This window comes from Syntrophales bacterium, from assembly GCA_030655775.1.
In the GTDB taxonomy this organism is placed as follows: domain Bacteria; phylum Desulfobacterota; class Syntrophia; order Syntrophales; family JADFWA01; genus JAUSPI01.
Window position 1 is genome coordinate 1 of sequence record JAUSPI010000061.1, and the last position, 13,954, is coordinate 13,954.

12 protein-coding genes and 3 tRNA genes are annotated in these 13,954 nt (G+C 44.7%); 1 reads left to right on the forward strand and 14 read right to left on the reverse strand.

The features are described from left to right. Positions 1-341: 341 nt before the first annotated feature. The 8 genes from Q7J27_03100 to Q7J27_03135 form a co-directional block, all read right to left on the reverse strand. Positions 342-418, reverse strand: a tRNA-Arg gene (locus tag Q7J27_03100). Between the two features lie 17 nt (positions 419-435). Beyond that, positions 436-529 (reverse strand) — tRNA-Ser (locus Q7J27_03105). Positions 530-660: 131 nt separating this feature from the next. Continuing rightward, positions 661-746 (reverse strand) — tRNA-Ser (locus tag Q7J27_03110). A gap of 13 nt (positions 747-759) precedes the next feature. Beyond that, the gene (gene serS / locus Q7J27_03115; protein MDO9528127.1) at positions 760-2,040 is read right to left on the reverse strand and encodes a serine--tRNA ligase; all 1,281 of its coding nucleotides are present in this window, start codon (positions 2,038-2,040) and stop codon (positions 760-762) included. Positions 2,041-2,357: 317 nt separating this feature from the next. Continuing rightward, positions 2,358-3,194, reverse strand: coding sequence for a DnaJ domain-containing protein (locus Q7J27_03120; GenBank protein MDO9528128.1), 837 nt, complete (start codon positions 3,192-3,194; stop codon positions 2,358-2,360). Between the two features lie 29 nt (positions 3,195-3,223). Next, positions 3,224-4,804, reverse strand: a complete 1,581-nt coding sequence (gene murJ, locus Q7J27_03125) for a murein biosynthesis integral membrane protein MurJ (protein MDO9528129.1) — start codon at positions 4,802-4,804, stop codon at positions 3,224-3,226. A 42-nt stretch (positions 4,805-4,846) separates the two neighbouring features. Further along, positions 4,847-5,149: a DUF167 domain-containing protein gene (locus Q7J27_03130; protein ID MDO9528130.1), complete on the reverse strand. Its 303-nt coding sequence runs from the start codon at positions 5,147-5,149 to the stop codon at positions 4,847-4,849. 30 nt (positions 5,150-5,179) lie between these two features. Next, positions 5,180-5,482 (reverse strand): YggT family protein, encoded by a 303-nt coding sequence (locus Q7J27_03135; protein MDO9528131.1) that lies wholly within the window; start codon positions 5,480-5,482, stop codon positions 5,180-5,182. A 162-nt stretch (positions 5,483-5,644) separates the two neighbouring features. On the opposite strand from Q7J27_03135, the gene proC reads away from it, so the two are divergent. Continuing rightward, positions 5,645-6,460, forward strand: a complete 816-nt coding sequence (proC, locus tag Q7J27_03140) for a pyrroline-5-carboxylate reductase (protein ID MDO9528132.1) — start codon at positions 5,645-5,647, stop codon at positions 6,458-6,460. Between the two features lie 70 nt (positions 6,461-6,530). Here the strand turns inward: proC and Q7J27_03145 are convergent, their stop codons facing one another. From Q7J27_03145 to Q7J27_03170, 6 genes are all read right to left on the reverse strand, one after another. Continuing rightward, the gene (locus Q7J27_03145) at positions 6,531-8,246 is read right to left on the reverse strand and encodes an Rne/Rng family ribonuclease (GenBank protein MDO9528133.1); all 1,716 of its coding nucleotides are present in this window, start codon (positions 8,244-8,246) and stop codon (positions 6,531-6,533) included. 20 nt (positions 8,247-8,266) lie between these two features. Continuing rightward, positions 8,267-8,875, reverse strand: a complete 609-nt coding sequence (locus Q7J27_03150) for an L-threonylcarbamoyladenylate synthase (protein ID MDO9528134.1) — start codon at positions 8,873-8,875, stop codon at positions 8,267-8,269. A gap of 361 nt (positions 8,876-9,236) precedes the next feature. Further along, positions 9,237-9,677 carry a tripartite tricarboxylate transporter TctB family protein gene (locus Q7J27_03155; protein MDO9528135.1) on the reverse strand — a complete coding sequence of 147 codons (441 nt, stop codon included), beginning with the start codon at positions 9,675-9,677 and terminating at the stop codon, positions 9,237-9,239. Further along, positions 9,667-11,196 carry a tripartite tricarboxylate transporter permease gene (locus tag Q7J27_03160; GenBank protein MDO9528136.1) on the reverse strand — a complete coding sequence of 510 codons (1,530 nt, stop codon included), beginning with the start codon at positions 11,194-11,196 and terminating at the stop codon, positions 9,667-9,669. The genes Q7J27_03155 and Q7J27_03160 overlap by 11 nt, the downstream gene beginning before the upstream one ends. Positions 11,197-11,217: 21 nt before the next feature. Next, the gene (locus tag Q7J27_03165; GenBank protein ID MDO9528137.1) at positions 11,218-12,177 is read right to left on the reverse strand and encodes a tripartite tricarboxylate transporter substrate binding protein; all 960 of its coding nucleotides are present in this window, start codon (positions 12,175-12,177) and stop codon (positions 11,218-11,220) included. A 143-nt stretch (positions 12,178-12,320) separates the two neighbouring features. Continuing rightward, positions 12,321-13,382 carry a tartrate dehydrogenase gene (locus tag Q7J27_03170; GenBank protein MDO9528138.1) on the reverse strand — a complete coding sequence of 354 codons (1,062 nt, stop codon included), beginning with the start codon at positions 13,380-13,382 and terminating at the stop codon, positions 12,321-12,323. Between the last annotated feature and the right edge of the window lie 572 nt (positions 13,383-13,954).

Here is a 13,954-nt window from a genome sequence, read left to right on the forward strand (position 1 = left end):
GAACATTGCTTCTGTGCCTGGACGGATGGTGAAAAAGATTCTATGACCACTCAAACATGTAGTGCCAGAAAACGAGGCTGGCCATCTTTAACTTACTGTTATTGCATAAGAATATTTTTGTCTTCATGAATTTGGGTTAAAGTTCTATCGTTTTTAATTCTATATGCTTGAAATTGCATGAATACCGCTGAATTATTTTTTGTTCATTACAAGTTAAGGCAGGCGATACATCGCTGGAGAAATTGAAACCGGTAACAAAATTCAGCTGGCAATAAATGTATGGTAAAAATTTGCACAGCAAAAAAAGGGGTTAGACATTTCAGCTAACCCCCTGAATTTAATGGCACGCCCAGAAGGATTCGAACCTTCGACCTTCGGATTCGTAGTCCGACGCTCTATCCAGCTGAGCTATGGGCGCACGCTAATATCAAAAAATGGCGGAGAGAGGGGGATTCGAACCCCCGGTACACCTTTTGAGGCGTACAATCGCTTAGCAGGCGATCGCTTTCAGCCGCTCAGCCATCTCTCCGTTACTGCAATTAAAAATTAAGAGTGAAAAATGTGAGATTGCTTCATCCACCAAAGGCGGATTCGCAATGACAGTGTGAGCATTTTTCAAGGGTTACTTTTAATTCTTAATTCTACATTCTTAATTCTTATTGGCGGAGGGAGCAGGATTCGAACCCGCGAACCTTTCGGTTAACGGTTTTCAAGACCGCCGCCTTCGACCACTCGGCCATCCCTCCGTTGGTGTTATTATTATCGTACGAGAAAAATTCTGTCAACTCCCTTCATGTAGGGTCTCAGTACCTCGGGAATTATAACGCTCCCATCTTTCTGTTGATAGTTCTCTAAGATCGCCACCAGGGTTCTTCCAACAGCAAGTCCGGAACCGTTTAAGGTATGCACAAACTCCAACTTTCCACTCTCCTCGCGGCGGAACCTGATATTCGCCCGCCGGGCCTGGAAATCCTCGAAATTACTGCAGGATGAAATTTCTCTATATGTATCGTGTCCGGGGAGCCAGACCTCCAGATCGTACGTCTTGGCAGATGAAAAGCCTAAATCCCCCGTACAAAGATTGACCGTCCTAAAATGGATGTTGAGCCTTTTCAGTATTTCTTCCGCATTGAGAGTCAGCTTTTCCAGTTCGTCGTAGGATATCTCCGGTGTTGTGAACTTTACCATCTCGACTTTATTGAACTGGTGCTGTCTGATAAGTCCCCTTGTGTCCTTTCCATGGGAACCCGCTTCACTCCGGAAACAGGGCGAATAGGCGACAAAGTAACAGGGGAGATCCTTCTCATTCAGTATCTCTTCCCTGTATATATTGGTGACAGGTACCTCTGCTGTTGGAATGAGATAATATTCCATTCCTTCTATCTTAAAGAGATCCTCGGCAAATTTGGGGAGCTGTCCTGTCCCTGTCATACTTGCCTTGTTCACCATAAAGGGTGTTAAGACTTCGGTATAGTTATGCTCAGAGGTGTGGAGGTCGAGCATAAAATTTATCAGGGCCCGTTCCAACGTCGCGCCCAGACCGCGATAGAGCGTAAACCTCGCCCCTGTAATGCTGGCACCCCTTGCAAAATCGAGAATACCGAGACTCTCCCCTATTTCCCAGTGAGGTTTCGGTTCAAAATCGAATACGGGTTTTTCTCCCCACTCCCTCACAATAGGGTTATCTTCCTCACCTGTTCCATACGGAACAGATTCGTGCTGAAGATTCGGAATTATCATCATCAGATTATTGAGATTCTCCTCGGTATCCTTGAGAGATTCGTCAAGTTCTTTTATCCGGGCAGAGACCTCGCTCATCCTGTTCACAAGTTCCGATGCATCTTCTCCGTTCTTCTTCTTCTGGCCTATTTCCTTTGAGACACTGTTCCTCTCACTCCTCAGCGTTTCAACTTCCTGCAGGATATCTCTTCTCCTGGAATCAAGGCTGCTAAAACCGTCTAAGTCAATATCTGCATCCCTTTCCAGCATCTTCCTTCGGACAAAATCGATGTTCTGCCTTAAAACTTTAATATCCAGCATAGGTTAACCTTTCATTTTTGGTTCTTCTCCCGATTAGTTGATGCAAAGGGTTCGAGGATTCAAGGGGTCGAGTGTTTTGTAAATTTCTAAACATAGATGATAGTGCCTTTACTAAACTTTTAACTCTTTATAATTCTTAAGCATTTCACTCGAACCCTTGACCCCTTGAATCCTTATGATCCTACCAACTCTTTTGGAGATGATCCTCATTTTTATGTTCTTAACCGGAGGGATTTTCCCCTACCATTTTGCCCCCATGAAGTCAATTTTTTTATAAGCTTATCTGCCGGCCGGTCTGAAAATCTTACCCGGTAATTCTATTGAAGCTTAACAATTAAATAAAGATCTCCGGAGGACCCTCCCCCGATGTCGGGAAGACCCTTGCCCTTAAGCTTCAATCTTGTGCCGTTTTTAACGCCCGGGGGCACCTTTACGGACAATTTTTCTGACCTGTCGTCATCTCTCCTGTAAGATATTACGATTTCCTTACCTGATGATGCCTCCATCATGGAAAGAGTAATATTATAATTTACATCCCTACCCTTCCCCGCAACAGTTGAAATCTTGTGAGGAGCAGAACCTGAAAGTTTTTTTAACACAAACTTGCTTGCCTTCTGGATGATGTTTTCAAAAACACCGGTGGGCTGTATTTTTGTGCGAAAGCTCTCATCTACTTGCCCTCGTGCACTGTTTCGGAATGTATGAATTTTAGTTCCGCCCGGCCCGGTGAAGAAAACGCCGCCGAAGAAAACTCCACGGCCTCTGAAGAAAACCTCATTAAAGAAATTTTCATCAAACCTGACCCCCTGCCTTTGAAATTCGTTCTGCAGTTCGCTGAACATATCTTTTGTCCGGGGATTGTTGAACATTTCCCTGAAGATGTCTTCCTGATTATAATAAAAACCTTTATCGGCACTGGTATAACCATAACGGGCATCTTCCCGGTAGAACTGTTCATACTGTCTTCTTTTTCCCTTGTCCATAAGGACACCATAGGCCTCAGCGATATCCTTAAAACGTTCTTCCGCCTCCTTGTTTCCCGGGTTTCTGTCAGGGTGGTATTTCAGGGCAAGATGCCTGTATGCCTTTTTTATTTCTTTTTCTCCAGCATCTTTACTAACGCCCAGTATTTTATAATAGTTTTTTGTTGTCATTACTGGTCTTCCTTACTATCCGCAGATTGTCATTTATTACTATATGTTCTTCTCTTTACGATTTCAAAAATTTTCATAATCTCAGTGCTTTTCAACATAAAGGAAATGATTAAAAATGTTATCAGTCCAACCGCCACTCCCGATATTAGCACCAAAAACCTTTCGTTAAATGTCCCCTCATTATTCCATGGAAGAATATAATTGACAAGGGATAGTGTCCCCCACATTGCCAGGGACGCCAAGACAGTCTTAAAGACAGAATCCCTGAATTCTTCGTCTAAAAACGGTCCGATCCTCCTCTTGAGGACGAAAAATAATATTATAATATTTACGGCAGATGCAACGGAAGTAGCAAGTGCCAATCCTCCGTGCTTCATGGGATACATCAGCATAACGCTTAAGATGATATTCACGATCAGGGCTATAATTGCGACCTTCACAGGGGTTTTTGTGTCCTGTAATGAATAGAATGCCGAAACAACCACCCTGATTGCCGAAAATGCCCAGAGGCCGACGGCATAATAGAGCAGTGCCTGCGCTGTGAGGATTGTTGACTGATGATCAAATTCTCCTCTCTGGAATAGAACCGATATTATCGGGATGCGGAGCGCAATCATAGCAATCATCGCCGGAATGGTGATGAAGAAAATCAGCCTCAGCGAAAATGAAATGGTTTTCTTCATCTCTTCGAGGTCACCGCTTGAGGCCTGTTCCGACAGAGTGGGAAGGGATGCCGTTCCCACGGCTATGGCGAAAACACCGAGAGGAAGCTGCACGATCCTGTCGGCATAGTACAGATATGATACGCTCCCGCCGGGAAGAAGAGATGCGAGGAGGGTGCTTATGAATATGTTGAGCTGATAGACCGCTGCCCCGAACACCGCAGGGAGCATGAGTGTTCCTATTCTCTTAATACCGGGATGTTTGAAGTCAAAACCGGGACGGAGTTTTACGCCCACCTTTGTTAAAAAAGGAAACTGCATGGCAAGTTGAAGAACACCCCCGATCAGTACACCGACGGCCAGCGATATTATCGGTTCCGGAAACAGATTGCGGAGGAGAACGGCGGAACCTATGATAGAGATGTTGAGTACGACCGGAGCAAGGGCCGGTGCGGCAAAATGCCTGAGGGAATTGAGGATCCCCATACAGAGCGCAACCAGAGAGATAAAGAAAATGTAGGGGAACATGAGCCGGGTGAGAAATACCGTCAGTTCATACTTGTCGGGCACCCTGGAAAACCCTGGTGCTATTATCTTAACTATCAGAGGGGAAAAGAGGATGCCAGCCAGCGAGACAATTACAAGTATGATGGAAAGCAGGGTAAATACCGTATTGGCCAGCCCTAACGCATCTTCCTTAGACTTTTTTTTCAGGTATTCGGTAAAGACGGGAACGAAAGATATAGTAAGGGATCCTTCGGCAAAGAGACGCCTTAAGAGATTCGGTATCCTGAAAGCAACAAAAAAAGCGTCCGTGGCTAAACCGGCTCCGAAAAACCCGGCGACTACCATGTCTCTGATGAAGCCGAATATCCTGCTGAGAAGCGTTGCCGCGCCGACAACCCCAGCTGCTTTAGCGACCCGTCTATTTTCCGTTTCTCTATGCATGGCAAGCTCTGAGTTCAAAGTTCTGGGTTCTGAGTTCCGGGTTCAGGGTTTCGATTTGAATTTTGAACTCAGAACTCTGAACTCGGAACTTGTTAATCCTGATACGGCGATGGTTTTTTTCTTCGATTTGTGTCCGGCAATGATAGCAACCCGGGATTTTCTGACACCGAGTTTACCGGCAATGAATTTTATACACTCTTCGTTAGCCTTCCCCTCGACAGGCGGAGCGGTAATCTTTATTTTAAGGGCATCTTCCTGAATTTCTACGAGCTCACATCTTGATGACCTTGGTACAACCCTGATGTTGAAAACAACACCATCTTTAGTTTCCTTAATCGGCAACATAATTGCTATGGTCTCGGCAGGTTTTTACTCTTACATTTTTAAGTAAGCAGCTATGTCCAGAATACTCTGTACCAGAAACGTGTTTAAGAAATAAATAGCCGCGATGACAATCATAGGGGAAATATCTATTCCCATGCCCCTTAAGGGAATCCATCTCCTTATCGGGGAGAGGACAGGTTCTGTAATCTGGTAGAGGAATCTTATGATAGGATTATAGGGATCGGGATTAACCCATGAGATAACCGCCCTGATTATTATTACCCACATATAGAGATTGAGCCCCATATAAAGAATCTTGGCGAATGCCTCTAAAAGATTTCCCAGTATGAACATGATTTCTCCTAATCAGCTTGTTTTATGGATACTTACCATAATGTCCTCCAAATATGTAGTGCAATTTGCAAATTGACTGTTTTTAATTTATCATTGGCAATAAATAGTTTAATCTTCTATAATTCTATTCTAAAAGGTCTCGAGAGGAGGAAACGAAGCGAAATGTTAAAAGGTAAGAAGATAAGTATTATAGGCGGTGGGAAAATGGGAGAGGTTCTCACCAGCGGCGTTATTTCAGGCGACCTGATTTCCCCTGAAAGTATAACGGTTTCCGATATATTACCAGAAAGGCTGGGCTATCTTGAAGAGAAGTACTGGGTCAAGGTAACAGCAGACAACAAAAAGGCAATAAAAAATGCAGATATCGTTATTCTTGCAGTAAAACCCCAGAATATGGCGGATGTTCTTGAAGATATGTCCGATATGATTGATAAGACCACGCTGATCATATCAATTGCAGCCGGTATAACCATAAAATTCATAGAAAAATATTGCAAAAAGAATGTACGTATAATCAGGGCTATGCCGAATACACCGGCATTAGTCGGTGAAGGGGCCACGGCACTTGCACTTGGAAATAATGCAACTGAAGATGATCTTGCCCTGGCTCGTCATATTTTCAGCTCTGTAGGGATTACGGTCATCGTAAAGGAAGACCTTATGGATGCTGTAACCGGGCTTAGTGGAAGTGGTCCTGCTTATGCATTTATAATAATTGAAGCGCTATCAGATGCCGGTGTTAAAATGGGTCTGAGCAGGGATATCGCCCTGACTCTGGCAGCACAGACTCTCCTCGGCGCTGCAAAACTCTGCCTTAAAGGAGATAAACACCCGGCAGAGTTGAAGGATATGGTTACTTCTCCGGGAGGTACAACCATTGCAGGAATAAAGGCAATTGAAGAGGGCAAACTCAGGGCAACCCTTATGTCTGCCGTAGAAGAGGCGACCCTCCGCTCCAAGGAATTGGGGAAAATGTAGTTGATGGTTTTCAGGATTGAATCTCCCCGCAACAAGTTGCGGGAAATGCGCTCGCTGTTCAGTTCAAAGATCAGCTTTTAAATATATTAACAATTTTACTGATTATTTTTAATCGACCGTTTTCTTTTCTGGGTGAATTCTCGGGGGCATCCTGTTTGTCGACTGAAACGCTATTTCCTTCTCGACCTTCATCTTTTTTTATAGCCGATTCGCGTTTTGTGTTATCGTATCCCTGTTTTCTGAATTCCGATGTCCCTCCGCGCAACTTTATTTTAGATTGATTATTTTCACGTACGGGCGGTCCTTCCGGCGCCACTTCTTTTTTGACAAATTCAAATTTTGACTTTCCCCATTCTATGTCCGGGCTCCCTGATATATGAATGGCCGTATCGTAAAAACCTTCGAACTTACCGATTTCAATTCTCTTTTGATTCAACAAATAATCTGCCACTTCATACGGAAGGATAATTTTAATCGCGGAAAAATCTCCCTTCACAGCTTCTGATTTAATTTTCCTGAATACACCAAGTGCAGTGTATCCTAATGACGGTCGCAGGCCGCTCCCCTTGCAGTGAGGACAGGACGTATAGCTTATTTCCTGTATTGTGGATTGTTTTTTCTGTCTCGACAACTCAAGGAGGCCGAACTTGGATATCTTTGAAAGTTGTATCCTGGATCTATCCAGACTCAAGGCTTCTTTAAATGCCCTTTCCACTGCTGCGTTATGCTTATTATCGACCATATCTATGAAATCGATTACAATCAGCCCCCCCAGATCTCTCAATCTGAGCTGCCTGGCTATCTCCTCGGCCGCTTCGAGGTTTGTCTGAAAGGCAGTCTGTTCAATATTTTTTTTGTTTAAAGAGCGCCCTGAATTGACATCTATTGTTATCATTGCCTCCGTGGGATTTATAACAATAGACCCACCTGATTTCAGGGCTACACGTTCCCTGTAGATTGCTGCTATCTGATCCTCGAGTTCATATTTGTTGAAGATCGGAGTCTTCTCGTTGTAATGCTTGATTATCTTAATGCTTCTCGGAGAAACGATCTTGCAGTAATCTTTAATTTTTCTGAACATTTCAATATCGTCGACCCGGATTTCGCTGATATCGGGGTTAAAATAATCCCGCAGCGAGCGGACCCCGAAGTCGCTTTCCTGATAGATTAGTGACGGCGCACGAGCCGTTTTGGCCTTTTCCTGTAAGTTATTAAATAATCTTAGAAGACGGTGGTAGTCACTTGAAAGCTCTCTTTTTTTCCTGTGTATCCCTGCCGTACGGACGATATAACCGATCTTCTCATCCTTATTTATCTCATCCATCAATTCCTTCAGTTTTTTGCGATCCGCCTCATCCTCTATCTTTCGAGATATACCGCCACTCTGTTTGTCGGGCATCAAGACAAGATACCGTCCCGCCAGCGACATGTAAGTGGTAAGCATCGCCCCTTTCCGTTCAGTCTCTTCCCTTTGTACCTGAACCAGTACTTCTTGACCGGCTTTAAGTACAGGTTTTCGTTCCGACATATCTTTCTTTTCTTCTATCAGGTACTTTGAACTGACATCATGCAGGGGGAGAAACCCGTTTCTGCTGCCCCCGTAGTCCACGAAAGCCGCCTGGAGACCGCGTTCCACCTTGACGACAATTCCTTTGTAGATATTTCCTGTTGTCCGTTCTTTAATGGACATCTGAATGTTATATTCCGCCAGTTTGCCATCGGAACCAACAATTGCCATACGGCTTTGTTCTTCATCAATAGCATTTATCAGCATTTTCTTTCTCATCACAAACCCTTCTTTCTTGCCTATATAAAATCGTTCACATTGCCCTTGCCGGTCCTGATAACCTTAGGAGTATCATCAACCAGAGTTACTATGCTGGATTGTTCTACACCCAGAATACCCCCATCAATAATCAAATCCACGTAATGTCCCAGTTTTTTCTCAATCTCGAATGGATCACCTAATATCTCGCCATCTTCCATAGTTGCGCTGGTGCTTATAATAGGGTGCCCTAATTCCCCGGCAAGGGAAAGACATATCTGATTATCCGGAACCCTGATTCCTGTTGTTTTTCTCTTTGGCAGCAGGATTTTCGGGACGAGTCTCGATGCCTCGAGTATGAAAGTATATGGGCCAGGCAACAGGCGTTTCATCGTTTTGTATGCATAGTTTGATACCTTTGCATAGCGGCTTATATCCTTTAAGTCTGCACAGATAAAACTAAAAGGTTTTTTCTTGTTTCTCCTTTTGATCTCATAAATCTTCTCGATTCCCCTTTTATTAAAAAGATTACACCCGATTCCATATACCGTATCGGTAGGATAAACAATTATTCCTCCATCCTCCAATATCTGGACAGCCTTTTTGATCAATCGAAGCTGCGGGTTATCACTGTTGATTGTGAGAAGCATCTCATCCCTTATAGTTCTTTCAAACAGACTTACCCCCCCCAATTCAGGGAATTAAGCCCCAAAAACCTGTTTTTCGCGGCTCAATATACCAAAAACAGCAAGGTTTATCAACAAGTTTGTTTTATGTTGCGCCAGGACGAACTAAGACAGAAAGTAAGTCCCTGCCCCCTACCCTGCCGGACAAGTAACTCACCCCTTATCTGACGACACCCCCATAAGGTCATTCACCGCTACCCTTTTATAAACAAACTACCATATTACTTCAAGTAGTTTCTATAAAAAAGCTGCAACCATTTAATATTGAAGTTGGATCCGTGGGTTAAAGGATGGGTACCCTGGCTTTTTGCCCTCTCTTCTGTCATCAGATCAGATATCCGGTGGGCAGGGGAACCAGCAAAAATTTGTGAAAAATAAACCAGAAAACTAAAACCATCAGGGTATAGATGGCGACAGATGAGAGAGCCCGGATGGGGGTTGGTCGCTCGAGGTCAAAGATAAAAGTGAGTATGGATAAACATATAACGCTTGTGACTATGAAGCCGAGAATGTCCAATAGATATATCCATACAAAGACGATGATAATTGATATGACAATATATTTTAAATCTTTCGCAGGAAGGCGTTCTCTTTTAATATCTTTTGCGAAGAATGTCTGTGCGAACATGCTCGCCGATGACAAAACAAGGAATATCAATATCAATTGTGGGAAGATTGAGCAATTGTACTGCAATCCAATGGTCTGCGACCAGAAAACAAGCGCTATTAGTATAAAGATAACGGACACAATTCGATCAGCCTTCATCTAATGACGTCTCCTTTACCGTCCACCTCTTGCCAAACCGCTTCATAAACAGAGGCCAGCCAAGCGATAAAATAGACATGACGATCAGAACCCAGGACAGCGGTCTATCGAAAAAGATCATCCATTTGTTGGGCAGGACCTGCCCCATCAGAAGGGCCTGCACAAAACCCATTTCTCCGATAGGGCCGAGGATCAAACCGAGGGTTATCGGACCGGGATGAAAATCCAGGCGTTTCAGTATGTAACCGATTACTCCGAGTGTCAGCATGATAAACACGTCGGTAACGTTATTACGGATAGAATACGAGCCGATAATCGTAAGGAATAATATAATAGGAGCCAGAAAGCGAATGGGAAGACGGACAACGGTTTGATGCAGAAGCCTTCCCGCCATGATACCCACGGGGATCATGAGAATCGTGGACACAAACAGAGACATGATAAAGGTATACACGACATCGGAATGCATCGTAAATAATTCCGGCCCCGGTCTGAGTCCGTGCAGCAATAAAACACCGTAGAGTACCGCATCCGGGGGTGCCCCGGGGATGCCCAGTGTCACCAGCGGTATCATGCCGCCTCCGACCACAGCATTGTTTGAAGCCTCTGTGGCAATGATACCGTCGGCTATGCCGGTACCGAATTTTTCCGGTGTCTTCGAGACCCTAACGGCTTCATTGTAAGCTACAAGGTTTGCAACGCTCCCGCCTGCTCCCGGAAGAATACCGACAATTGTTCCCAGTATCGATGATCGCAGGAGATTCCCCTGCTTTTTCATGACTTCCTTGAACGTTTTGAAAATAATACCGGTCTTCCGCTTCGTTTCTGTCAGATGGAATTTTTTAGCTCTCTGTTCGATCATGGTGAGTGCTTCCGGTATGCAGAAAAATCCGATGAGCGCCACAATCAATTCGATACCCCCCTGTAGCTGGTGATAACCTAACGTGCATCGGACATCTCCGCCTATGGGAGCAATTCCGATCGTAGAGATGAGAACCCCGATGGCTCCTCCGATAAATCCCTTGAGGACATTTTTTGATGCGAGTGAAGAGATGATCGTAATTCCGAAGACGGCCATCCAGAAGTACTCGGGAGGGCCGAATTTCAGTGCAACCGCTGCCAGCGGCGGTGAAAGGAAGAGCAGAAAAAACACCCCGACAATCCCCCCATAGGCTGAAGCGAAAGTCGCGATGAGAACCGCCCGCTCCCCTTCTCCTCTCTTGGCCATAGGATATCCGTCGAATGTGGTTCCAATCGATGACGGAGTACCTGGCGTATTCACAAGAATTGCCGAAAAGGCACCACCGTAAATACAGGCCATGTATATGGCTCCCAGAAGGATCAGGCCCTCCGTGGGATTCATCGTAAAGGTAAAGGGGACAAGAAGGGCGACCGCCATGGTGGCGGTCAGCCCCGGTAATGCCCCTGCTATAAGACCACCGAAAAGACCGGCGATAATCATGAGAATTACTTTTACCGTAAAGATATGACCAAATGAAGCTAAAATGGCCTCAATCACGTTTTAACTCCTCTGTGGCAATCATTTTTTCAACAAGCCCAAGTCCTTCAGGAGCTGTTTGTAATACTTCGACAATTTGGCAACCAATTTTTTCGATGCGTCTTCACCGTAATATTCCATGATGAACCCGAGGTCCTCCATTTTCTTAATTACAACTGGATCATAATTGACTTTCTCAAAAGCCTTTTCAAGAACCTTGCGAACTTTTTTTGGTGTCCCGGGCGGGACAGCGACTCCCCGATACGCTCCCTCGACATATTCATAGCCCAGCTCTTTGAAAGTTGGAACATCGGGCAGCGCCTTGGCCCTCTTGTCTGCGGCGATCGCCAGAGCCCGTATCTTCTCCGGATATTGGGCTGCCATGGATGTGTACGTCATCAATGCCTTAACATGACCTCCCAGAAGGGCCGGAACGGCCGCTCCTGAACCTGTAAAAGATATGTATGTCAGCTTGAGACCGGCAACTTTGGCGAAGGCTTCACAGCCAAGGCTGTTTGCTGATGGCTGACCACTGCCGCCCACAGCCACGCCGGGGTTCTTTTTGGCATATTCGACAAAGTCCTTCACCGTTTTGATCTCGCTGTCCGCTTGAACTGCCAGAACATTGGGTGTAAATTCAAACATGTATACGTTATTTACCTTTTTCGTTTCATATCCTGTGTCCCCCCTCGTCATGGGCTGCACAATGGTATGGGGTAAATTCGTGCCGTAGATGGTATATCCGTCCGGCTTCGTTCGCATCAGTTCGGACCAGCCCACAGCGCCTCCACCACCTTTTTTATACACAACGACAATCGGCACACCGAGAACCTTCTCAAGCGACTGCTGTTGAATTCGCGCCGTGATATCGGATTCACCTCCGGGATTAAAACAAATAACATAGTTGATCGGTTTATCCGGATACCCGGCTAATGCGGCTGACGTAAAGGTCAGCCCGACCAGCATAACCAAGGCAAAAAGGATAGCGCTACATTTTTTCATTTGTTCTCTCCTTTCAATAATAAATTGGAATGTTTATGTGACTAAGGCCATTGAAACCAATATCGGATAGTTACACCTCCTTTCTTAAAGTTTTCCTTTCACATCTTTTTCCTCTATTTATCGATCCTGAATTTCTCCAAATTTCAGGAACCGGCCACAATTTCCGCGATACTCTTGCCCAGTTCCTCCGTTGTCGCCGTTCCCCCAAGATCGGGGGTCTTTACGTTCCTTTCGTCAAGGGCTGTCTCTATGGCGTCTTCAATAACACGTGCCGCATCGAGTTGCCCGAGGTGTTCGAGCATCATGGCCCCGGACCATATCTGACCGATAGGATTTGCGATTCCTTTCCCCGCAATGTCCGGCGCGGAACCGTGGACCGGTTCAAACATGGATGGGTACTTTCTTTCCGGATTTAAATTACCCGAGGCGGCAATACCGAGACTTCCCGCAATAGCCGGTCCGAGGTCTGATATAATATCTCCGAATAAATTGCTTCCAACAATGACATCGAAATATTCCGGCTCAGAGACAATTCTGGCACAAAGTGCGTCAATATGGAATTGATCTGTTTTAACTTCAGGATAGGATGAGGAAAGTTCTTTAAATATTTCATCCCAGTAGGGCATTGTGAAGACGATTCCATTAGATTTGGTAGCTGAGGTGAGATGTTTCCTGTCACGCTTTTTGGCAAGCTCATAGGCAAATCGCTGAATCCTCTCCACGCCTTTTCTGGTAAAGACCGATTCCTGAACGGTTATCTCATCCTCCGTTCCCTCATAAATCCTGCCGCCGATGTTCGAATATTCTCCTTCGTTATTTTCTCTGACGACATAGAAATCAATGTCTCCGGCTTTTTTGTCTCTCAGGGGACTTGTTACTCCACGCAACAATCTCACGGGTCGCACATTAGCATATTGCCGGAATCCCCGTCGTATGGGAATTAGAAGGCCCCAGAGCGAAACATGATCAGGAACGCCCGGCGTACCAACGGCACCCAAAAATATGGCGTCATACGGTTTTAATTGATCTAATCCGCCCGACGGCATCATTGCGCCGTTTGCAAAGTAATAATCGCATCCCCACGGAAAGGTCTGCCACTCAAGTGAAAACCCGAATCTCTTGCCGGCAGCATCAAGAACACGAATACCCTCTTCTATTACCTCTTTACCTATTCCGTCACCCGGAATAACCGCTATTTTATACATAAGCTTCCCTCTTGTATTATCAGCACTCTGTTCTGTAATTAATTTTTACTTATTTTATCAAGTTTCTTCACCTTTTAGCAATTCTTTTTATACATTGCTCTCCTTCTTTTAACCAGTTCCTTGAATCTCTGCAAAGGTGGAAGGTCGAGCTGTCGGTTTAGGGACGAAAAGCGGAACAAACCGACTATGTTTCCGCCACTATTATCTTTTTGCGAATGTTCGTCAAAAATGGATATTTTTGTTAACCTTTAAAAAAGTGGTTAACATTATAAAGATGTGGATAAACAGGGGCATATTATTATATGCATCCTGAGTATTTCTGTCACTGTGGACAAATGACAAGATCTACGTACTCTTAGATTTCATATCATTGATCAAGGTATATGGAGGCTATCTGACCTTAGTTCAATGAAGAAAATCATTATTGGCTTCATCTACCAAAGCAATAATGCTGGTGAGTGAAATATTATGAAGATTTACGATTGAAATGATTGATCCACATGGCCTGAAATCAGAGGAGGCTTTAAGTCACATGCTGGATGGATTTGTTCTAACATCTCAATATTTATATA